The sequence below is a fragment of the Paraglaciecola psychrophila 170 genome (assembly GCF_000347635.1).
GTDB lineage: Bacteria > Pseudomonadota > Gammaproteobacteria > Enterobacterales > Alteromonadaceae > Paraglaciecola > Paraglaciecola psychrophila.
Genome location: NC_020514.1, coordinates 2044809 through 2067040, shown reverse-complemented (window position 1 = coordinate 2067040; position 22232 = coordinate 2044809). Strand labels below are relative to the sequence as shown.

Here is a 22232-nt window from a genome sequence, read left to right as displayed (position 1 = left end):
TTTGGCATTGTTCAAATTAAAAATTAACTTTACTACGACGTCAGTTATTACTGTTGTGTTACTGACAGCCTTATTTTTATAAGGCTAAGGATTCGAACATCTTTATCGGAATAAAGGTCCAAGCGATACTACAGAAAGTCACTAAATTAAAATCGATTTAAACCTTTCTTTGGGTTACTGCGACCTATTAGATATCATCTAGTTTGTTAATCTAAATTCAAGTAATCAGTCCAACTGATACTAATTACCTAATCAAGGACCCTCTCTTGAACATTATTCCTCTTACTAAAAATATGAATCAAATTCTCTATATTTGCCTACTGGCATTAACAACGAGCTTTATGAGCGGTCAAGTTCAATCAGATGAAATATATGATTATATTAAAGAGCAGATGAACGACAGAAGAATTCCCGGCTTGCAACTGGCTATCGTCAGAGACAATAAAATTGTGAAGGCTGCAAACTATGGTTTGGCGAATATTTAAGACTCTGTCACTATCAGTGACAAACTGTATTTACGATTAACTCAATGACCAAAGCGTTTACCGGCGTTGCAATCATGCAACTGGTAGAACAGGGAAAACTAAACATTGATGTAGGCATATCTTAATACTTAACGGACTTGCCTGAAGTTTGGCGCGATTTAACCATTAAACAACTAATGAGTCATACATCCGGCTTGCCAGCTATTCTAGGTAATTGGGCTGGGTTGTTAGGTAGTCAGGATTTTGATACTGCGTGGGAGTTAGTTAAGCAAAAACCAATGGAATTTAAACCAGATACCCGCTTTAAATACAATCAAACCGGTTACGTTCTGCTGGGTAAAATCATTGACAAGTTGAGCGGTATGCCTTTCGCCGAATTTATCACTAAAAATCAACTTAATAAGATTGGAATGATAAAAACCGCCGACGCTGGTTTACCCATTTTGAAACGGTCGTACCCAATCAAGCGCGCGCTTATACTTATGTGAAAACGGGGCAGTTGACTAACCTGAGCGCAGAATTTGCGCCACCTTTAGGCACCACTGCGGGCATGACAAGTAGTGCTAAGGAATTAGCTCAATGGATTATCGCACTTCATACAAATAAGCTCTTTGATAAAAGTGATAGTCTTAAAAAACTTTGGGAACCCAACATACTAGTTGATGGAAATGCTGCGGGGTTCAACCAACTGGTTAATGGGTATGCCTTAGGTTGGCCTTTAATAATCCGTGCGGAACACTTTGCGGTGGCTCCCCTTGGTGCCCAATCGTTCGGCTTTAGTTATTTATCCTCAAGACAATTTATCGATTGTGGTACTGACTAATCTATCTGGTTCATTACCATCAACTTTTATTGATGAAATTGCCGGGTTTTATATCACCGACATGAAAGCCGAAAATGGTTTTGGCTTACCTGTAGCAATTAAACCTTTGTGGGCGCACTTAGAAAAACAAGGCTATGCCAATATTTCTAATGTCGCACAAGAAATGCAAAGCCAAGGTGCTATCAAACTGATTGAGGTCGATTTGAATACCTGGGGATATCAATTAATAGAACGGAAAAAATTCGACCAAGCAATGGGAGTTTTTACCCTCAATACCCAGTTGTTTCCTGCCAGTGCCAATACTTATGATAGTCTGGTCGAAGTTTATTGGTTACTCGGCGATAGCAAAAAAGCAGTTGAGCTTTATAAGAAAGTGCTAGCGCTACAACCAGACAATAACAATGCCAAAAATCAACTAATAAAAATCAAAGAACAATCAAATTAAGACATCTTTTTATTGAGACAATAGGTAATAAATCGAGAATATATTTTAGGGGCAACATAAGCTCTTTTTGAGGCCCCGCGAGTGTACTTTTGGGGTCACAGTAAGCTTTCGTTCACTACCGTCCGCTTTGGCATACTTTACATGTTTATTAAGACCAACAGGCAATTTAACGAAGATATCCAATTCGCTCATTGGTTTCTGTCAGATCAGGTCGAAGCTTATCCCCAGAACTGTAAGATCGAATGTAAGCTACTGCAGATAAATTTGCTCTGGTCACATCTTAAAACAACTGCTTTTAAGCATTTATATACACTTAGACTGCGATGTAATCTTCACCAATCAACAAAACTTGTTTATCTAGCTTATCCAACATCTTCATTAACTCTCTGCGTTCACTCGCATCCAGCACACCAGTAAATTGCCTTTCCCATTGTAGCGCCTTGGGTGCAATATTTTGATACAGCGACTTGCCTTGACTAGTTAAAGATAAATAAGCTGCGCGGTTATCATTTTTGTCTGTTTGCCTCATTAAGTAAGCTTTACTTTCTAAGGCTTTCACAGCCCGCGACACTTTAGATTTATTCATTGAGGTAATTTCCCCAATGTTTTTAGAATAGAGTTTTTTTTGTTCAGCTAGTTGTGCCAACACTCGCCATTCTGGAACAGTGATATCAAATTCTTGTTTATAAATTTTCGATAATGCCAAACTTATATTCGCAGCCAAATGAACCATTCTGTATGGAACAAATTGCTTGAGTTGCAAAGAATCGATTTTTTCCTTATTTATACTGTCATTACCTATGTCATCATTTTTCATGTTTTCTTAGCAACCTGTTTCCCGTAAAGAATAAAATACAGCACAATCAAACTGAATAAAGGTTGATAATAACAGTAATATAGTTTCATATGAGAGTATATTAAAAATTCTCCCAATCGGGTAAACCAATGACTAAGCTAAATGATATTTGTTATTCCCATGGGTTTAATAATGAGCATGAATCAGAAGCGTTGAAAGGCGCATTACCGATTGGTCAGTTTAATCCACAAAAGTGTGCATACGGTTTGTATGCAGAGCAATTTAGTACCACAGCCTTTACTGCCCCTAGACATCAAAATCGTCGCACATGGATGTACCGTATTCGGCCATCAATCAGCATGGGGGATTATTCGCTTATAGATAAAGGTCTGCTGCGAACAGCCCCTTTGAGCGGTCCGCCGTGCCCACCGAATGTTATGCGTTGGGACGCACAACCTATTTCAGAAACGCCTGCTGATTTTATTGATGGGCTTACTACTATCGCTGCCAATGGTGATGCGAATACCCATATTGGCATCGCCATTCATCTTTATTCAGCCAATAAGGGCATGGAAAATCGTTATTTTTGTAATGCCGATGGCGAGTTATTATTTGTACCCGAGCAAGGTGAATTAATAGCCCGTACAGAGTTAGGATTACTCACAGTTAAACCTGGTGAGATAATGGTTATTCCTCGTGGCATTAAGTTTCAAATAGAACCTATGGATGAACCCATCCGCGGATACCTCTGTGAAAATTACGGAGCGCCTTTTACCTTGCCAGAAAGAGGACCGGTAGGTGCTAACGGATTTGCTAATCAACGTGACTTTAAGTATCCAACGGCTTGGTTTGAAGACAAAGAACAAGCCAGTAGTTTAGTCACCAAATTTTGCGGTGAGTTGTATCAAGCACAGTTAGGCCACAGCCCACTGGATGTGGTGGCATGGGTGGGTAATAGTGCCCCTTACAAATACGAATTGTCGCGGTTTAATGTGATCAATACTGTGAGTTTTGATCATCCTGACCCTTCCATATTTACAGTCATAACATCACCTTCAGATACCGAGGGCACCGCCAACATGGACTTTGTTATTTTTCCTCCACGCTGGATGGTAGCTGAAAATACCTTTAGACCACCTTGGTATCATCGCAATGTGATGAGTGAATTTATGGGGTTGATTCATGGCGTATATGATGCAAAAGAAAAAGGCTTTGAACCCGGCGGTATGAGTTTACATAACTGCATGACGCCCCATGGGCCAGAAGCCGAGGTATTTGAAAAAGCATCCAATAATCAGCTTACGCCACAGAAATACGATAATACCTTAGCGTTTATGTTTGAGTCGCGTTATGTGATTGCACCTACAGAATTTGCGTTACACACATCAACTAGACAAAAAAACTACCTCGGTTGTTGGGGAAATCTAAATAAACATTTTGATGGGAAAGCTTAAGAGCAGCTGCGAATTTCTAGCTACGAGCTAAAAGTGAATAAATAATTGAGAGAAAAAATATGCTAATGATCAATGAAACACATGATATCAACCTTACCAGTTGGGTTAGTTTTGCCAATAGTGATAGTGATTTTCCTATTCAGAACTTACCTTTTGCTATATTCAAGCGTAAGGGGCAAGAAGAAGCTCTAAGAGGCGGCGTGGCCATCGGCAATCAAGTGCTTGATTTAGCCGCTGTCGCAAAAATGAACCTATTCAGTGGCAGTGCTCAAACAGCGTTAGAAGCCGCCAGCCAATCTACTTTAAATACTTTAATGAACTTAGGTGTTGAAGCCAACTCTGCACTGAGACTGGCATTATCTAAGGCACTACGCACAGACTCCCCATTACAAAATATATTAACACCAACTCTGATTGCTCAAGATGAGATAGAGTTTGGTATGCCTTGCCAGATTGGCGATTACACTGATTTTTATACTTCCATATATCATGCTACCGCTATAGGAAAATTGTTCCGCCCAGATAACCCATTATTGCCTAACTATAAATGGATACCGATTGGTTATCATGGTCGCTCTTCTACCATTGGCATCTCTGGCCAAACGTTTCACCGTCCAGTAGGACAAACCAAGGCACCTGATGCCACAGAGCCTAGTTTTGGACCCTGTAAACGTTTAGATTACGAATTAGAAATGGGCTTATTTGTAGGTAAAAGCACCCAAATGGGCGAACTTATAAACATCGAAAACGCCGAGAAACACCTATTTGGAGTGTGTATTTTTAATGACTGGTCGGCGCGTGATATCCAAGCGTGGGAATACCAACCATTAGGGCCATTTTTAGCGAAAAGTTTTGCCTCAACTATTTCACCGTGGATAGTTACTATGGAAGCATTAGCACCCTATCGCAGCAATTTTACGCGTCCAGAAACAGATCCACAGCCATTGCCGCACTTAAGCAGTGAGCAGAATACTCAAAATGGTGGTCTAGATATCAACTTAAGTTGTTTTATACAGACCCAAGCGATGCTTGAAAACAAGCAACAGATGGCGCAACTATCAAAGTCTAATTTTAAATATTCATATTGGACACCCGCGCAACTTATAACCCATCATGCAAGCAATGGTTGTGCGATGCGTTCGGGCGATCTATTAGGTTCAGGCACGCAATCTGGGCCAACATATGAAGAAGCCGGGTCGTTACTTGAATTGAGTAAAGGCGGCAAAATCCCTATTGACCTACCAAATGGCGAAAAACGCACCTTCTTAGAAGATGGTGACACTATCATAATGCGCGCATCTTGCAGTAAAGAAGGTGCAGTCAGAATTGGTTTTGGGGAAGTGGTTGCGACTGTTTTGCCAGCAAAGGTATAGGCCCTAAGCATGAAACTATATAGTTACTATCGCTCATCTGCAGCTTACCGAGTCAGAATAGCCTTAAATCTAAAGCAGATTGAGCATAGTATCGAGCCAATTAATCTACTAAAAAAGAACATAAAAGCACTGAATACTCAACGAAACAACCACAAGGGTTAGTGCCATGTTTAGAAACCGATACAGGGCAATTTTTAGCTCAATCAGGCGCTATTTTGAGTTACTTAGATGCCTTATATCCCAACACTACATTAAAACTGCCTGATCCCTTTCAGGCAGCAAAAATGCAAAGCTTTGTGGATATGATTGCTTGTGACATCCACCCTATCTGTAATTTACGGATACTCAATTATCTTACCGAAGAAATGAAAGTGGATAGCGAACAAAAATTAGTTTGGTATCGACACTGGATAGTCATAGGGTTTGAAGCATTGGAAACCCTGTTAGATCAAACACAATATTGTTTTGGCGAACAGCCCACCCTCGCGGATGTTTATTTGATCCCTCAGGTATACAACGCGCTGCGTTTCGAGGTTGATATGACGTCATTTCCAAAAATCATGAATGCCTACCAAAACTGTAATCAACTGGACGCATTCATCAAAGCCAAGCCAGAAAATCAGCAAGACGCAATGTAACAAACCAATCCTTTATTGATTTGATAAAATTGCGCAGAAAGCACTATTTTGGCTCTAGATAACAATTAAGTGAACATCAAAAACATGAAAAGAACAGCTCGCCTGATGCACTTATGATAATGTTAAATTAATTACATTATATCCATCAGGTTATCTATGCCATTACCATTTTCACTGCTTGACCTTGCTCCTATTGCTGAAGGCTCAAGTACTGCCGACGCACTTGAAAACTCCCGTAAACTGGCGATGCAAGCAGAACAATCTGGTTACAACCGAGTTTGGTTAGCAGAGCATCATGGCATGTTTGGCGTGGCTAGCTCTGCGACAGCGGTGCTGTTGGGACATATTGCCGCCGCCACGTCTAAAATTAGAATTGGTTCCGGTGGCGTGATGTTACCAAACCATTCTCCTTTAGTGATTGCAGAACAATTTGGCACTCTCGCGACTTTGTTTCCGGATAGAGTGGACTTAGGTTTAGGGCGTGCGCCCGGAACAGATATGGCAACCGCTAGAGCTTTAAGGCGTAATCTCAGTTCTGATGTCGATAATTACCCTGAAGAGATCCGCGAACTCCAACATTATTTAGCCGCACCTCAAGCTGGGCAAAACATAGTAGCCGTACCTGGTGCGAATACACACATCCCAATTTGGTTGTTAGGATCAAGTTTGTACAGTGCCAAACTAGCGGGTCAATTTGGACTGCCCTATTCTTTTGCTTCTCACTTTGCTCCAGATCAATTGTTCGACGCAATCAGCCTTTATCGTTCGAGCTTTCAAGCGTCAGAACAATCTCAAAAACCTTATATAATGGCTGGTTTAATGGCAGTAGTCGCGGATACTGATGAAGAAGCCGAATATCTATTCACTTCTGTGCAGCAACAATTTATGAACATGCGAAGAGGAGCAAATCGCCCTTTTGCCAGACCAGTGGATGACATAACTACAATTTGTTCTGTAGCAGACCAAGGCATGCTGTCGAATATTTTACGTTACGCCATGGTGGGATCAAAACAGACAGTGACCGATAAACTAAGCAAATTCATTGAAACTACCAACGTAGACGAAGTGCTCGTGTCGATGCCAATACATGATATGCAAGCACGCTTAAAAAGTGTGCAGATGCTAGCAGAAACAGGCCTAATGAAGGCCTGTTAATCTTTAGACAGCTAGTTAAAAAACAAAGTCTACAAAACTCGCGCTATGAATATCGACTATATCCACAGATACAGATACATTGCTTAAGTCTCAGGTTTTAAGGGGCTCAATACGGATTAAAATCACTTCAGGGAGGAAATTGCCATTAGCCTTAGACCTTTAAACCTTATTTTAAAGCCTAACTACAATCTGCAATAGACTAAAGCTAGTAATATAATATTACCTGACAATATCGCCAACCAATAGACGACTGCAATGCTGGGAGTAATAGCAAATAAGCCAACAAAAAAAAGTGACAATCCTATTAAAAGCCAGCCTGTGGATTTCAACCAAACACTTAATTTATGAGGGAGAGCAGTTTTAAAAACAGATTTAAAATGTTTATCTAGCGACAGAGATAAAAATATTAAGCCAAATACCTGTGCACAAATACTGACTAACATAATTTATTGACTCTAAGACTTACAGTCTTATAAAGCGTATTTTTTGCTCTCAACCAAAAGGCTGTTTTCATAAAAATTAGACCTGTGAACAGCACAAAAAGATTGAATGTCAGATAAGTAAGATTGCCATCAAATATGGCGTTTTTTAACCTTTGACTGTCTTGATAAAGGTCAATAATAGGTAACAAATAACAACCTAGTGACGTTATCAATAGCTGCTCAACCCATGCTTTTTTAGCTGGGCGTAAAAAGCTGTGAAACAAACATGCTAGCCAAGCCCATAAAAACACATCAACCTCAATAGACGCTCTATTTTCTAGCGCAGTGTTTAACACTCTATTGCCAACAAAGAAAGTCACTATGGCCAGTGGTAATCCACTAATAGCTGCGATATTTAATCGCTCCACAATAAAATGTCCTATGTGATGTTGTTTGACTTTTTCGAGGCGTTTGTTTAACCAGATAATCAATCCCGTGGCGATGAGCGCACTGGACAATAGGCCGAGTAAAAATAATAACCAACGCAGGCTAATGTCGGCAAAATGGGCTTCATGCAAGCCAAAAAATACCCGCCTGACTTGGGTCGCCGTGCTGGCGTTTGGGTAGCCAGCTAAAGGTTCACCGCTATGAGATGAAAAGATCAAACGTTGTGACTGTCTAGACAACGTTAAGTCTTTTACCCTTTCAAGAATAATCCGTCCATCTTGGCTAAAAGGTTGTTCGAAGGTAATACGGCGAATTTGTTTTTGTCCTGGCCACTGGCTTTGCACTTGTCGCCCCACCACAGTAAAATCAAGCAAGGGTATGTGACGAGACGCACTTTTATCAAGGTTAACTAGGCCGGGACTTAATGCACGGCTTAAATCCCGTTGACCGCCCGCATAATGTTCCGCACTGAATGGCATATACATGATCACATAAATCATAATGGCGCTAGTGCAGATCATGATACAAAATGGAATAGTGACAACACCCACTATGGCATGGGCATCCGTTAACGTTTTAGATAGTTTTTTTAAACGCAGGGTGAAAAAATCGCGAAAGAATCGTCTATGCGTAAAAATACCACTAAACACTGCCACCAACATAAACATGGCGGCAATGCCTGCTATATATCGGCCGCCATAACCACGAAGTTGAAGTGTGTAGTGAAACGTCCGGAAAAAGTTGCCACCATCTGACTCCCGTGGTGACAAAACTTGTCCTTGTTCAGGCCCTAAACTTAAATTATGTCTTTTTCCTTCCTTGTGCCATTGAATAGACCAATGTTGTGTTCGTTCATCAGGTAGATAAATACGCCATGTATCAGCATCAACACCTTTTTTATGCAACTGAGTAAGTGAACGATTAATCATGTTTTGGGTCGACGAAACATGTACCAATTCAGGTTTCATCCATTGGGTAATTTCAGGGTTAAAATAACTTAAGGTGCCGGTCAAAAAAATACTAAACAATAACCAGCCAATCACTAAACCCGAATAGGTGTGTAACCAAATCATGGACTTTCTAAAGTCAGGTTTCATAGATCACCCAGCAGATAATAAGTGGTCCAACAAAGGCAAAGAGTCAATATAATATCTCGCCAAATTCGCCATACATTTTCACGGCAAAAACTGAGTATGATCACCGCAAAAAAAATAGTATAGCTAAGCATTGTGACAACCATCACTGCCTCATTTTGTTCACAAATTTGTCCCCAAACGAGTACAGGGACAAAAGCAACACTAAAAGCAGCAGATACAAGATAACCGCCAACAATGGCGGCTAAGGTGCGAAACAGCACATCAAGATTATGTTTCATAATACAATTTAAACACGCGAGACTTTAAAAGTTATAGGTAGCAGTTAACTTGGCGTTTCTACTTTGTGCTGGCAGGCCACCCAAGAACATCGCTCTACTGTAGTATATTTCATTGGTTAAATTGCGCAGGTTAAGTTGAATACTCCAGTTTTCAGCGGTATAGCTGATTGCACCATCCCACACGGTATAAGAAGGAAGGACTGCGTAAGGTAAACCAAAGCCAGAGGAGTTGACGGTTCGCTCATCTTCGTAGGCAAAACCTAAACTAAATTGGATCGGTGCAGGTAACACATCAATTTTTTGCTTATAGCTGCCCCAAAGCCTGACATATTTAAGTGGCACCCCTTTGGTTTGGCCTGAAAAATCATCTCCCTCAATACTCTTCGCGTCTTGATAACTGGCATTAAAGTTCATAGTCCATTGCTCATTTAAGGCTAAGTTAAGGTCAAATTCAGCACCACGGCTTCGGTCTTCAGCATCATAAAAGTATTGAGCAACATCAACGTTAAAATCAGCATCGCCGGGGTTGTCATTAAACGTTTCATTGCCATATCGCAGATTAGTTCTACTGGTTTCAAAAACAACAAACGCACCCAGTAAGTCTTCATCAAAAGCCGTAAACCTGACACCCAAATCAACCGATAAAGATTCAGAATTTGGTCTGTCGTCTCCATCCGAACTTAAACTACCTAAAATGCTATAAGCGGTGGTGCCTTTAGAATAGTTTAAAAAGGTAGCCACTTGTTCAGACACTCGATAATTCAAGCCTGCGTTAAATGTCACGCCAGAATCATCGGTATCAAGCGCTTCGCCGCGCCCAGGGGCACGATCAGAACCCAAATGCTGGTAATCTTGTTCGATTGTTGTGTAAGCCAAGCCAACACGGGCGGTCAGGTCGCCATAATAAATAACTTCTTGCCCACTTATCCCTAATGCATTAACACTTTTTTTGTAGTGACTTCGTAAACTAGGACTGTAATCGTCAAAGTTACCTGTAGGCCAGTTTGGAGAACGAATATCCAAAATATACGGCAAACTGCCACCACCATCGGCGTCATAAAGGGAAGATGACTGAACCAAAGCGTCTCTTGTTTCATAATTAACGCTAACTAAATGCTCACCTGAAATGTTATCAGATGTCCAACTGCTAGAAAGGTCGAGAAAATATTGCCATGTCTGTTCTTCTGCAATCTGCTGACGGTACTCTTGTCTGCGAGCGGCGAAAGGATACAGCACACCGTCGACCTCTAAGGGAGCTCTTGGATTGGCATTAATTTCGCCACTTCTATTCCAATACACATAGTTAAACGCACCTGTTTGACGAGTGAAGTCAGACGAATAATCACGATATAATAATTGCTGGGTAAGCAATAAGTCATCGCCTAAATCAATATCTTGACGAACTTTGATACGAAGTTCTTTGCCGTCATTAGGTTTAGATAGCGGTGAAATTAATCCTTGTTCACCTAAATCGTAAGGCTCTAATCCGTCAGTCGCCACAATAGATTCTGCGAGTTGCTGGCGCTGCTCATCGGTTAACTGCACGCCAAATGTACCATCGCCGTCAGCATCCGTATCATTAGGTAAATCCGTAGCTGTAATGCTGCCTGTGGCCACCAATAAATCATCAAGGCTTAAAATACGCACGGGATAACCAACTGAGTCTATTTGCACTGAATCATCGATGTACGCAGCTGAAATTAGCACCTCATTTTTATTAGAAATACGTTGGCTTAAAGAAGCGTACAATTCAGTGCGCTCGGTGCTTAAACCTCGATACCCATCTTCGGTTTCATAATTAGCCACCACACGATACGCGGTGTTATCTGTTAACGCTGAGGTAGCGTCTAACATCACACCATAGTTCCCCCACTGCCCTGCTATGGCGCGTATTTGATAACTTTCTTCATATTCTGGTTTTTTCTCAATTAAGTTAATCACTCCCCCCGCAGCCCCCATACCATAAAGACCTGTAGCCGGACCTTTTAGGACTTCTACACTTTCAATATTGGTCATAGAGCGTGTGGGATTATAATTATTACCTAAGTTTGCCCCCGCATAAATACCATCAAGGGTGTAGTTAACATCAAGACCGCGAATGCTTAAGTTATCACCAATACCATAGTTATTGCCTGCTTGAGTCAAACCACTGACATTACGCAGAGAGTCTTGTAATGTGCTGACTGCTTGGTCATCCAGCAACATTTTATCAACCACAACAACAGCGGCTGGGGTTTGCATTAAACTCATATTAGATTTAGTCGCCGTGCCTGACGCTAATATCAATTGGTTATGTTTACCATATACCGTAATTTTATCCATTTCAGTATCAGGTAGAGGCATGTTGACTGCTTCACTTGAAGTAATATTCGACTCGGTAGCCAGTGTTGGAATAGCAACCAAAGCCATCAATGGGGCTAGAGCCACTGAAATTGGCCATGTCGGTTTAAACTTAAAATACATTACGTGTTGTCCTTATAAAACTCTAATTGAATATACGAATGATAATAGTTTGCATTAGCAAATTCAATAGAGGCGGCGGTTAAACAACACATAAACACATGATTATTTTTATTGAGTATAAAAAAGTAACAGAATACTGGTTTGAACTTACACAAAAGCACATTTAATTTTACAAAAACAATACATTTAGCCTTTTAGTATAGGATCACTTGTTGAGTGTTTTTGGAAAGGATAAATATCGCAATAGCCGCTAACATTCCTGAAATACAATTAATCAACATGCTCCACCAAGGTAAGTTGCTCAAACATATGTTTTACGCAGGCTTGCGATGATAGAAAATAAACAATATTTATAAAGAAACTTATGGGCACTCTTGTGATGTCAACTCAGTACTTGCCCCTCGTGCTGATTATCAGCACAAATACCGTTTTAATTTTCTCTTACCGCTAGTCTGTTGTGTTGAAGGCAGTCTTAAAAATGGCTTAGTTCTGACATATATTCAGGCTCTTTATTGAAATGGTTTTATCATTTCAGGCCTCTGATGAAGTCCGTTCCGGGTGCCGCGTACCACATCGCCTTTAAAATAAACCCACACGGATTACTATCCTTGTCTGTCCGGTGAGCGCGTCATGGCTTTGATGAGGTAGGGTAAATCGTTTTCTTCATCATGTTGCGACTAAGCGGATTGGTAAACTAGGTGTTATCCAGAGTCTTGCCTTCCACAACTCCCACACAGGCTAGGAGCCTTTGTCTCGGACGGAATTGAGCAAAACCGGGATAACGTTAATTGTTTCATAAGAGAGCTCCCTATGTAAATAGTCTGGTTGAAAAATACTATATCGGCGCATTGACGCCGTATTAGGGAGCGTCCATCTCATCACCCAAGATAATACAGCACTCAATCACAGATTTAACTTTGCTCTGCCCCTGAGGGATCCCCATGAAATCATTGAACATCGGCACAAGCCATCAAAATACCTTGCTTGAGTTTTTCGATAGCATCAATTAAGTGCTATTTGAGTAATGTAATATAAATATCTTTTACTACTCGACGCCTAGATATTGAAAGGACAATACACGTTTTTTCTTAACAGTATTTGCTTGGTAATGCCTATGCAGGCTTGTTCTGATGACGGTTAATCATATGAGCATCGCGATCAGGCAAGCTAGTGTCGTCATTAAAATTAATACGGCGAACCGTCTCAATAACTTGCTTTTGTTATGATCAAAGCCAAGTCCATACAAACGACTTTTCATGTCACGAAACTCTTCTTCTATCTGTATACGTTTACGGTAAATAGAGACGGTTTGTTTAGCAAATGTATTGCTCACATTAAGTGATATGCTGAGCAACCATGGCTCTTTAGCGCCTTTTGAGTGTGATTGAGGAGCACCCGATTTACGGGGCAACCCCGATCGATTTAAATTGTGACGACCTTTGGCCGCAATTTTATAGAGCACCAATCGACAAGCAAGAGGATTGTTTTACGTAATATGTCAGTGGAATATTTTTGGTGTTGTTGTAGCCTAGCCAAATATATTACGAATACTGTCCCAGCACTCTCCCTCATCCAATGAAAAACTATTAGGTGGCGGGTACGTCCAACAAAGTCTCATTTCAACTTTAATAATTGCCCAAACCAAGGCACTTTAAATCCAGCATCGGTCACAATGATAGGTATAACCTTAACGCTTATTAGCGCTTTTAACCCTGTGAGAAACGTATTGTGGGTTGCCTTTTTTTCTTTGGTTTTTATGCTGTGCACTTCCTGATAAAACAAGATGGGGCGGCCATCAAAAGCCAAAAATGCGCGAAGCAAAAAAGGATGCCCATATTTATCTAAATCAGACCAATACACTAAGATAACTGGGCGAGTGGAAATACGGCTAAAGTGTTTACATATGCTGCCATAAATGGAATAAGACTCAATACTTAAATTGGTATTAGAACAGAGACTATCCGCGCGTTTAATACTGTTTTTTTCATAAGCTTTAGAGTCGATACCACGGCCCATCGACATTACAGTGGCACAATTACCGGTTATTAATCTATTAACACAAGCAGGCAATGCTATTCAGCGAGCTTTGTGCATATTTGGGGTGACAAATGACAGGGTCTTGTTCAATACGGTGAGCCTGTGACGGATTATGTGTAGCTGCCACTACTTACGATTTGACTCGTTTTTTATTACTTCATCATAGTTTTTATTTTTTCCTAGTGAACAGTAAATTTTTACTAGAACTGAGAATGGGCTCAAGGAAATACTACACATCACCTAAAACCGCGAACTTTCATGAGATACAACTAATGAACTTGCACCGTCAACTCAGGTTGCTCAAACATATGTTTTACCCTGAATTGTTCTTGGCTTGTTCTAATTGAAAATAAACACTCTTGGATATAAGCTAATCTTGATTTGTCACCTAAAGATGTATCTTCTGCTTCCTGCAGTTTTTGTTGGGCTTGTTTCAATATTATTTGACCACAATTATGTTCATTCAATTTATTGAAACTAGTGGCCAACAATACCGCTAAAGAAGTGAGTCGAGATAATAAAAATGATTCTCCTGGCCCCTGCAGCTCCATCAATATCTCGGTAGTTTCAAACGCGCAGCCTAAATATGCAATGGCTTCATGCCAATCCTGCTGTTGCAAAAGTGACTCACCTTGATTTTGTGAATCGTCCATATAAGACAAGGCTTCTTGAGGGTTCGAATACACCCAGTCTCGATGGACAGGGCAAAGAAAAGTAAGCGCCATAAGTGACTCATTTTTTAGTTATCTCGATAGGGTAGATATATCGTAACCAACCACCAATGCAAATGCAAACAATTATCATTTACATTAATTAAATGAAAGTGTATTCTTAGTCTTAGCTTAAGAACGACCTATTAAACATAGCGTAGGTACTAATTTTCAGGAAAAATATCTATGGAGCGTCAAATGAGTAAAAAAGTTGGGAGTATTTGTCTCATTTTAATGTTGACTAAAAGTGACTTTACTTTTGCGAATGAAGTACAAGTCTTTTATTTTTCTAAAAGTGAATTACTACATTATTTACTATTTGATGCTATTTTTATTTTTTCAGTCTGGTTGTTCTTTTACCTGTGCAGAATAGCATTGACCCGATCCAATAAAAAAGTGAGCAAACATTTTTTACAATATTCCCAGCGTCGTTTTGAGACTTCAGTGAAAAATATCAAAACACCCACAGCTTAATCGCGAAGCCATGGTTTCAAGTTGCCCCCTATTATCAGTAGATATTTAATAATATTCAGCACTGAGCCACTAAGATAAGGAGGAACTGTTACATGCACCACTCAAACGCAAATAATTTGATATTTAGCTAACCTCTTGTAATCAGATAATTGAGATACGCTGTTTTGAATTAGGTCGTTGGCTTGTGTAGGGTTTATTAAATAATGCTGCATGTGTTCAAGCCTAGAAGATTGTAGTTATATTATTTCTTCAATCACACAACAATAATACCCCCTCGTAAACCGTGAATAAGAGAAGTATGCGAAGCAAAAAATCATCCACAATATGGTCTTGGACCAGCAAACCAGCCGCTAAGAAGCTCTTTTCAACCTCAAGAATGTTACATCTTTATGTGTCAGCGGCCTTATTCAGCCTGTTGATTTTCTTTTGTGTCACCGGCATCACTCTTAATCATATAGATTGGTTAAGTAGCGGTGAGGAATTATCTACGTCACTGACGTTACCCGCCATACAAACGCCCTTGGAGGAACTCAGTCAGCTTAATACTGCAACGTTAAATCAATTATTAACCGAAACTTTAGGTTTAGAAAAAGCCAAAGAAATCAACATCGATTTCGAGCTTGGGGAGGTCACTGCAGATTATTCGCTGCCGGCCGGTTATGCGTTTGCAACCTGGTATATTTACCAAGGTAGAGTAGAAGTTGAGTATCAAAAAGGTAGTGTTTTTGCCATTATGAATGATTTACATAAAGGTCGTCATACTGGCGAACATTGGGGTTGGTTGATTGATATTTCTGCCGTGTTTATGTTGTTGTTTTCGTTAACTGGGCTGATTATTTTATTTCAACAACTTAAACGCAGAGGTACTGGTTTATGGTTATTGATGTGGGGAACGGCGACACCGGTATTGATATATTTGATTTGGGTGCCGCGTATTCATTTGTAGTTATTTAATTAAGTAATTAATTCACTTCAATAAAAGGAACAAGTGTTTCGCGAATGATCTTTTTACCTGGTGATGACTGATACTTTTCTCCGTCGACAATTGCTTGAGCCTTGTTAAAAAAGGGCATAAACATATATTGTTTATTAACCTTTTTTTGGATAACTAAGCTGTTATTACTGTCAATAAAATCTTCCCAAACACTACGTACATCAGACCAATACTCTTTTGACTTATTCCAGTACTCATCGCCGGCGCTAAAATCATGTTCAACTATCCGCTCGTAACGCGCGATCCCTAACTCCTTCGATAAATAAGGCATGTCTTTCACGGCTTGGCCTTGTTCATCCAAAACAAGTTTCAGGTTTTCTTGTTCCTGAACCCAACCATTAGGTAAAATTGTATGTCGATTTGTGCCTTCAAGGACATGGTAATCATTACGTATACTGCCTTCACGTCTTGGTAATGGACGCCATGTTTTACCGCTTAACCAACTGGATACATTGGCGCTATGTTGCCATTTACCGAAAGATTCGTATCGTGGAGAGTCATCTACCTGATAGACAGCTTGCGACCAAGTGCCTTTTACATCCTTGGCTTTTTGGTTGCTCTTTTCCCAACGTCGATGCCCGGCATATACAAATTGGCTACGCTTTTCATATTCCCAATCCTGACGCCAATGTTTCATTACCATGGGTTCAGATACCGAACCATCCTCTTGCTGCATAAACATCACCATTATATGCTGTAGACTGATGAATTCTTTTTTATCTTCAGCAACGTATACATATTCGGTGCCCCAAGATTGATAAGGCTTACTCGGTACAAAATCAGGCACGTAACCAGCAATTTCAATAAAATCAAAACTAACTCGGTATGCCCCCGCCATAGCCAAAATAGCGCGCCTATCTTTTTCGAATGGACTGATGCCCGCTTCTTGTATGGCTAACCATGCGTTATTGACCGATGAGTCAACGACAATATTGTTGCCTTTGCTTGTTCCCCCTCTTGGCTGCATATCGCACTGTTCAAGAAACTGCCAACTAAAGGTAAATTGATTAGTTACACTACACTCTTGATGATTTTTAGCCTCTTCAGCTAACGTTATCGAACTAGATAAAAACAGGAAAATCGCCCCTAGAAATATTACCTTTAAGAATTGAAATGGATTATTGGAACAGTATTTTTGCATAGGTAAACTCGACTTAATAAAATTTATGAGGATTGTGAATGGTCTTGGCTATTCACCAAGTTGGTTAATATACGCATATTTTTTTGCAGATCATGACGATGCGGGTACATCGATAATGTTTGTTGTAATAAGGTTAAAGCAGAAATGTAGTCCAATTGCTCAATATACAATTGTGCCCTGCCAAGCATGGCTGACAATTTAACATCTTCTAAAGTCTCAGCTCGCTGGTAATAAAGTTCAGCCTGAGCGTAACGGTTTTCACTCATCGACAAGGTGGCTAATGCCAACAACGCATCGCCATTTCCAGCATCAATTTGTATAGCTTGTTTCCAAGTTTTCTCGGCTTGGGTCAAGTCATTTTCAGTCCATGCCAATTGCGCTTTATAATATAACAACCTGCTTTTTTCGCTGAAACTAGCAGTCGCAGCCAACGCGCTTGTATGGTTTAAAATTTGTTGTACGTATGCCCATTGGTTTTCAAGGACTAACCAACCTAGCAACTTATCTGTTTCTGAAAAACTCAGCTGTTTATCGTTCAATAACTCAATGCTCAACACCAATGCTCTAGAGTAACTTTTTTGTTTTAAATGTAACTGCATGGCCAGTATTTTTGTTGATGGTTTTTGTTCGCCAAGCCTCAATGCCGCTTCAATACTACTTAGAGCAAGTTGTTCATCAGATGCTTGCATCGCTAAATTAGTCCGTTGTAACCATAATTGGCTATTATCAGGCTCACGGGCCAACATGCCTGCTAATAAGTTACGGGCAGCGTTAATTTGATGGCTGTTGATCAATGCAAACAACAATCCTTTGCGAATATCATCGTTTTCAGCGTTCAACATTAACGCATATTGATATGCCGCCACGGCACTGTGTGGATCACTGTTTTGCATGTGAAGATAGCCTAATAAAGCGTACTGATTTGCATCAGAGGCACCTAAACTAATAGCCTTGCTAAGGGAGATTTGAGCTTTATGATAGTCCTCTTGCCTATGGTACAAAGTAGCTAACGCCAAATGCCCACGGAGTAAATCAGGCATTTCAAGCAATGCTTGTTTAAACCGCAACTCTGCTTGTTGCCATTGCTCAGTTTGCATCAACAACTGCCCTTCGACTAATAATAGCGCAGGACTTTTGTTGTCTTCATATTCGTTCAATAATCTTAGAGCAGGAAGGTACTCCGATTTTTGTAAAAGTAATTTTAACTGCTCAGCTAGAGGATATTCTTCTACAGATATTTTCGCTTCTCGCAGTAAAAACAATTTATTTAAGTTGGGAGATTCAACCACAACGTCTATCAGTTTTAAGCCCTGTGCATAGACAGAACTGATACTTATAATACCCATGCACAACATAACCATTAATTTATTCAAGATAGTCATACGTCGGCGAACTCCACAGGCCAATTAAAAGTGGTTCTTACCGCTGTACCATCTTTTTTAGGGATACTAAAGCGCGCTTGACGTACTAGCTTTTTGATACTTTGAGTGAGTTCAGGATAAGGGTTATGGTTAATAAGCTTAAGTAACACGGCTCCAGTTTCATCAATCATGACACTCAATTGTACATCCACCTTTTTGATCCCTCTACGTTTTAAGCTCTCAGGAAACTGAGTACTCAGCTTGGTCAACAAGCGCGGTAATTCATCCAATTCAGATAAATCAAACGCTTGCCAACTAAAATCAAGGCTACTCAACATTGATGTTTGTTGGTTATCCAGTTTTACTTCTGGCAACTTCAATTTTAATATGTCCAAATCCAATGGTTTGGCACTAAGCTGCATCTGCGCACCTTGGCCGGCTGCCTCAAGTTGTAAATTAGGTGACTGAATTTGTTTAACATGAGAGCGTTGAATCTGTGGCGGTGGTGGCGGTGGAGCAGCAGCTAATGTGACCTCTCTGATTGTCAGCTCAGTATGAGAGTCTATCTTGGAATCGAACACGCTGTCAGCCAGCACAATTAATAAAGTAATCAAACCCAATGCAAATAATGGGGCTAATAACACTTGAAAATTACGAACTATGTGCACCTTAATATCCCTCAGTTGCAATGTTAACTTGTGCAGCTCCGGCCAACTTAGCCTGATCAATCACCTTCACTAACAATTCAGCAGATACGCGTTTATCAGCCTGCACCACAACAATTTGTTGTTTCTTTCTTAATAATTGTAAAATCGTTGCTCGAACACCACTGACCCCTATTCGAGTATTGTCGTAAACCACGTCACCTTGGGCACTTATCGCCAATAGGATCACGTTGCTTTTAAGTTGCTCAGACGAAACAGCTTGGGGTTTATCCACTTCAATGCCCGTTTCACGCACAAAGACAGTGGTGACAATAAAAAAGATAAGCAGAATAAACACCACGTCCAAAAGCGGTGATAAATCAATTGTGTGCTGGGGAAGCTCTAACTGCTGTTCAAGTTTGCTGCGCATTAGTTTGTACCTCTTGTACTTGAATCTGCGCCATCTGCACTTGTACCCTCTACTAGGCGTAATTTACGTTGTAATAGAGATAACATCAGCCAACCAGGCACCACCATAAGTAGCCCCAATTCAGTGGTTAATAACGCTTCAGCAATGCCGCTACTTAACAACTGTTGTATGTCCATACTGCCTTTTGCCATTTGGCTAAAACAGGTTAGTAAACCAATAATTGTACCTAGTAGCCCTAGTAACGGCAGTGCACCCAGTAAGGTAGGCAAAGTCTGCAACCAACTTAAGGTTTTACTGGACCAGCTGATTGTTTGTTTATCACTCAAAAACATGTGAATTAATATGGAATAACAGACTAATGCCAATAGCAATATTATCCATATCAGTACACTTTCAGTTAACTGTTGCATTACACTCATGCAGCTTGCCCTTCAACTTGTTGAAGTGTGTGAGTATGCGCAACCAATTTAGCTAATCGTATTGCCGTTGTGTCCAATTGGGTATTATGGTTTCGGATAAAACGATTCAACAATGCATGGATAATTAACGCAGGAATAGCCACGACCAAGCCCAGCTCAGTGGTGATCAATGCCTTTGAAATACCACCAGAAACAACCGCCGGATCGCCTGCCCCAAAAAGACTCATCATATTGAATGTTTCAATCATTCCCGACACCGTGCCCAGTAATCCTAATAAAGGAGATATGGACGCAGTAATCGCAATCGCCCCTAGATTGGCTTGTAGTTTTTGTCGGTATTCCAGTAAAAAAGCCAGCAGTTTATCATCGCGTTTCTCTCCATATTCAGTAGACAGGGTAATATCGAGCAAACACTGTTGCGCGCCCCGTAATTGCGGACGCAACTTTTCTAATTGTTCAGTCGCATTATCGCCAACCAACACCAGTTCAACCTTCTCAGCTAACATGGGAAATAACTTAGGCAACCGCTGTAACTGTATGGTTTTTAATAAACCAATGAGCAACGCAAACACCCCAAATGCAATAATGGGGATGACCCATACACCACCTCGTAGTAAATGCTGCCATGGGCTCTCTTGTTGTTGCTTTAATTTTGATGCCGTACCCAAAGTTGGATCGAAGACCACATTTCCTTGACCAGACTCACGCAGAGTTTGTAACTGCTGGCGCTGGGGTTCATCAAAATACAACAACACGGACCTTTCTTGACTCAATAAACCCGCTTGCTGTTTATCTACTTGTAAAAACCAGATGACTGGACCAAGTTGCAGAACGTCAGCCATTTGATATTCCCCATCAGATGACATAATTCGTTCAGTTTTCCAAATCGGTAACACACTTTCTTGTTGTCTTTTCGCCAGTTCAAGCATCAAGGGGATGCCATTGGCCAAACTTGAGCTAAACAGCAACTTTTGTTCTTGAGATAGTAATGACTGCTCAGCCGCATCACTCAATAAATTTCGTTGGTAGCGTTCTTGTTGCAGCCATTGGGCTAAACGAGATTGGATTTTAGATAAGGCGAGGGTTTGCTCGTCAACAACACGTCGCTTCACTGTTGCTTTTTCCCTTAACGCAACCACTTCGCTTTGGTATTGACGAATTTTTTTAGCTAAAACTTCGGCTTGTGAAGCTATATTTTCTTGGGAATCAGATAATTCTGTTTGCGCTTGTTTTATCTCTTTAAGAAGGCCGGTAGTAACCACCTCTTGGGCGAATATCGGTAGGCTAATCTGGCACAGCAGTCCGCATAAAAACATGCACTTCAATAACAGTCGATTATTCATAGAGAGCCCATAATATTGATAGGCAAACGAATAAGTTCAGCGTGACTAAAGTCTTGCGTTGCTGCCATTAAGTCCAGTAATTTTTGTGGGGTGATTTGTTTGCTTTGATGCTGCCATTGCCAACCATTGGGGGTACTTTTTCCACTTCCCCAATACTGGCCATTTTGACTAACATACCAACCTAAATAGGCTCCTAGGTAGATTTGTTTAACTTGTACTTCTTGTCCATCATCAAAGGTCATATTAGCCTGATGCACGGCTATCCTCTGGTTATAACCCGCTACACTATCCAGTAGAAATAATTGTTTTTCTAAACGCTCACTATTGTCTTTGAACGTTTTTAGTAGTGCTATCTCAGTATCCCAACGTGTTTTTAATGGCGGTGGTAATTGGGGGTATAAGGTAATAAGACGTTGCTGTGTTTTATCTAATATAACGCTCAGGCTATCTTGTGTTGCTTCAAACTGCGTTTGTTGCTTCAGTAATGAGAACCTTTGCTGCTGCATTTCGTCACTGACATCATCATCTTGGTTAAGCAGCGCAGTTAACCTGTTTTTTTCGGCTTTAAGTAATTGTAGTTGTTGCTGCAATATCGGTTTTCGCAAACGCCACTGTTGCTTAACTTGGTTGTTTTGCTGTGCTAGTTGCACCCATTGCTTAGCCAATTTACCGATTTCAAGCCCATTACTTTTAGCCATCAACGGTAAACACAGGTAACAAATAAAGATCAATACTCGCATTAATTAAATCATCCCAAAATATGCTAAATCATTATGTTCCATCAACAACAACCATACATGCAA

23 protein-coding genes and 2 pseudogenes are annotated in these 22232 nt (G+C 40.5%); 10 read left to right on the top strand and 15 right to left on the bottom strand.

Going from position 1 to position 22232, the window contains the following annotated elements:
- Positions 1–266: 266 nt before the first annotated feature.
- The 4 genes and pseudogenes from C427_RS26735 (at position 267) to C427_RS26715 (ending at position 1753) form a co-directional block, all read left to right on the top strand.
- Positions 267–485 carry a hypothetical protein gene (locus C427_RS26735; RefSeq protein ID WP_201765515.1) on the top strand — a complete coding sequence of 73 codons (219 nt, stop codon included), beginning with the start codon at positions 267–269 and terminating at the stop codon, positions 483–485.
- 44 nt (positions 486–529) lie between these two features.
- A pseudogene (locus tag C427_RS26725) lies at positions 530–973 on the top strand (serine hydrolase domain-containing protein).
- An 11-nt stretch (positions 974–984) separates the two neighbouring features.
- Entirely contained in the window at positions 985–1308 is a 324-nt protein-coding gene (locus C427_RS26720; protein WP_201765513.1) for a hypothetical protein, read from the top strand.
- On the top strand, positions 1244–1753 hold the full coding sequence (locus tag C427_RS26715) for a tetratricopeptide repeat protein (RefSeq protein ID WP_201765512.1): 510 nt from the start codon (positions 1244–1246) through the stop codon (positions 1751–1753). Before C427_RS26720 ends, C427_RS26715 begins: the two co-directional genes overlap by 65 nt.
- A gap of 313 nt (positions 1754–2066) precedes the next feature.
- On the opposite strand, the gene C427_RS08965 is transcribed toward C427_RS26715, so the two are convergent.
- Positions 2067–2570: a MarR family winged helix-turn-helix transcriptional regulator gene (locus tag C427_RS08965; RefSeq protein ID WP_007643270.1), complete on the bottom strand. Its 504-nt coding sequence runs from the start codon at positions 2568–2570 to the stop codon at positions 2067–2069.
- Positions 2571–2698: 128 nt separating this feature from the next.
- Between C427_RS08965 and hmgA the strand changes: the two genes are divergently transcribed.
- The 4 genes and pseudogenes from hmgA (at position 2699) to C427_RS08945 (ending at position 7169) form a co-directional block, all read left to right on the top strand.
- Positions 2699–4003, top strand: a complete 1305-nt coding sequence (gene hmgA / locus C427_RS08960) for a homogentisate 1,2-dioxygenase (RefSeq protein ID WP_007643274.1) — start codon at positions 2699–2701, stop codon at positions 4001–4003.
- A gap of 59 nt (positions 4004–4062) precedes the next feature.
- Entirely contained in the window at positions 4063–5376 is a 1314-nt protein-coding gene (fahA, locus tag C427_RS08955) for a fumarylacetoacetase (RefSeq protein WP_007643279.1), read from the top strand.
- A gap of 9 nt (positions 5377–5385) precedes the next feature.
- A pseudogene (gene maiA, locus C427_RS08950) lies at positions 5386–6014 on the top strand (maleylacetoacetate isomerase).
- A gap of 156 nt (positions 6015–6170) precedes the next feature.
- Entirely contained in the window at positions 6171–7169 is a 999-nt protein-coding gene (locus C427_RS08945) for an LLM class flavin-dependent oxidoreductase (protein WP_007643282.1), read from the top strand.
- Between the two features lie 182 nt (positions 7170–7351).
- Here the strand turns inward: C427_RS08945 and C427_RS08940 are convergent, their stop codons facing one another.
- The 7 genes from C427_RS08940 to C427_RS08910 all read right to left on the bottom strand — a co-directional run bounded on the left by C427_RS08940 (position 7352) and on the right by C427_RS08910 (position 14638).
- A complete protein-coding gene (locus C427_RS08940) occupies positions 7352–7612 on the bottom strand; it encodes a DUF3325 family protein (protein ID WP_007643283.1) in 261 nt (86 codons plus the stop codon).
- The gene (locus tag C427_RS08935) at positions 7606–9135 is read right to left on the bottom strand and encodes a PepSY-associated TM helix domain-containing protein (protein WP_007643284.1); all 1530 of its coding nucleotides are present in this window, start codon (positions 9133–9135) and stop codon (positions 7606–7608) included. Before C427_RS08935 ends, C427_RS08940 begins: the two co-directional genes overlap by 7 nt.
- A complete protein-coding gene (locus tag C427_RS08930; protein WP_007643285.1) occupies positions 9132–9413 on the bottom strand; it encodes a hypothetical protein in 282 nt (93 codons plus the stop codon). The genes C427_RS08935 and C427_RS08930 overlap by 4 nt, the downstream gene beginning before the upstream one ends.
- Before the next feature lie 24 nt (positions 9414–9437).
- A complete protein-coding gene (locus tag C427_RS08925; protein ID WP_007643286.1) occupies positions 9438–11876 on the bottom strand; it encodes a TonB-dependent receptor in 2439 nt (812 codons plus the stop codon).
- Positions 11877–13017: 1141 nt separating this feature from the next.
- On the bottom strand, positions 13018–13338 hold the full coding sequence (locus C427_RS28795) for a transposase (RefSeq protein WP_226991295.1): 321 nt from the start codon (positions 13336–13338) through the stop codon (positions 13018–13020).
- Positions 13339–13490: 152 nt separating this feature from the next.
- Positions 13491–13898, bottom strand: a complete 408-nt coding sequence (locus tag C427_RS08915; protein WP_148285900.1) for a hypothetical protein — start codon at positions 13896–13898, stop codon at positions 13491–13493.
- 284 nt (positions 13899–14182) lie between these two features.
- Positions 14183–14638, bottom strand: coding sequence for a hypothetical protein (locus C427_RS08910; protein ID WP_007643300.1), 456 nt, complete (start codon positions 14636–14638; stop codon positions 14183–14185).
- Positions 14639–14809: 171 nt separating this feature from the next.
- Here C427_RS08910 and C427_RS08905 point away from each other — a divergent pair, with 171 nt between their 5' ends.
- Together C427_RS08905 and C427_RS08900 are read left to right on the top strand one after the other, a co-directional pair.
- Complete coding sequence (locus tag C427_RS08905; protein ID WP_007643301.1) at positions 14810–15097, top strand: hypothetical protein; 288 nt, start codon at positions 14810–14812, stop codon at positions 15095–15097.
- Between the two features lie 298 nt (positions 15098–15395).
- A complete protein-coding gene (locus C427_RS08900) occupies positions 15396–16043 on the top strand; it encodes a PepSY-associated TM helix domain-containing protein (protein WP_007643302.1) in 648 nt (215 codons plus the stop codon).
- Positions 16044–16059: 16 nt separating this feature from the next.
- On the opposite strand, the gene C427_RS08895 is transcribed toward C427_RS08900, so the two are convergent.
- The 7 genes from C427_RS08895 to C427_RS08865 are packed head-to-tail and all read right to left on the bottom strand — an operon-like array spanning position 16060 to position 22169.
- Positions 16060–17232 carry a DUF6607 family protein gene (locus tag C427_RS08895; RefSeq protein ID WP_007643303.1) on the bottom strand — a complete coding sequence of 391 codons (1173 nt, stop codon included), beginning with the start codon at positions 17230–17232 and terminating at the stop codon, positions 16060–16062.
- A gap of 23 nt (positions 17233–17255) precedes the next feature.
- Positions 17256–18614 carry a tetratricopeptide repeat protein gene (locus C427_RS08890; protein ID WP_007643304.1) on the bottom strand — a complete coding sequence of 453 codons (1359 nt, stop codon included), beginning with the start codon at positions 18612–18614 and terminating at the stop codon, positions 17256–17258.
- The gene (locus C427_RS08885) at positions 18611–19261 is read right to left on the bottom strand and encodes an energy transducer TonB (protein ID WP_007643306.1); all 651 of its coding nucleotides are present in this window, start codon (positions 19259–19261) and stop codon (positions 18611–18613) included. The genes C427_RS08890 and C427_RS08885 overlap by 4 nt, the downstream gene beginning before the upstream one ends.
- A 1-nt stretch (position 19262) precedes the next feature.
- Positions 19263–19667 (bottom strand): ExbD/TolR family protein, encoded by a 405-nt coding sequence (locus tag C427_RS08880; protein WP_007643308.1) that lies wholly within the window; start codon positions 19665–19667, stop codon positions 19263–19265.
- Positions 19667–20086 (bottom strand): MotA/TolQ/ExbB proton channel family protein, encoded by a 420-nt coding sequence (locus C427_RS08875; protein WP_007643309.1) that lies wholly within the window; start codon positions 20084–20086, stop codon positions 19667–19669. Before C427_RS08875 ends, C427_RS08880 begins: the two co-directional genes overlap by 1 nt.
- Complete coding sequence (locus tag C427_RS08870; RefSeq protein WP_226991296.1) at positions 20083–21429, bottom strand: MotA/TolQ/ExbB proton channel family protein; 1347 nt, start codon at positions 21427–21429, stop codon at positions 20083–20085. The genes C427_RS08875 and C427_RS08870 overlap by 4 nt, the downstream gene beginning before the upstream one ends.
- Positions 21426–22169 (bottom strand): DUF3450 domain-containing protein, encoded by a 744-nt coding sequence (locus tag C427_RS08865; RefSeq protein ID WP_007643313.1) that lies wholly within the window; start codon positions 22167–22169, stop codon positions 21426–21428. The genes C427_RS08870 and C427_RS08865 overlap by 4 nt, the downstream gene beginning before the upstream one ends.
- Between the last annotated feature and the right edge of the window lie 63 nt (positions 22170–22232).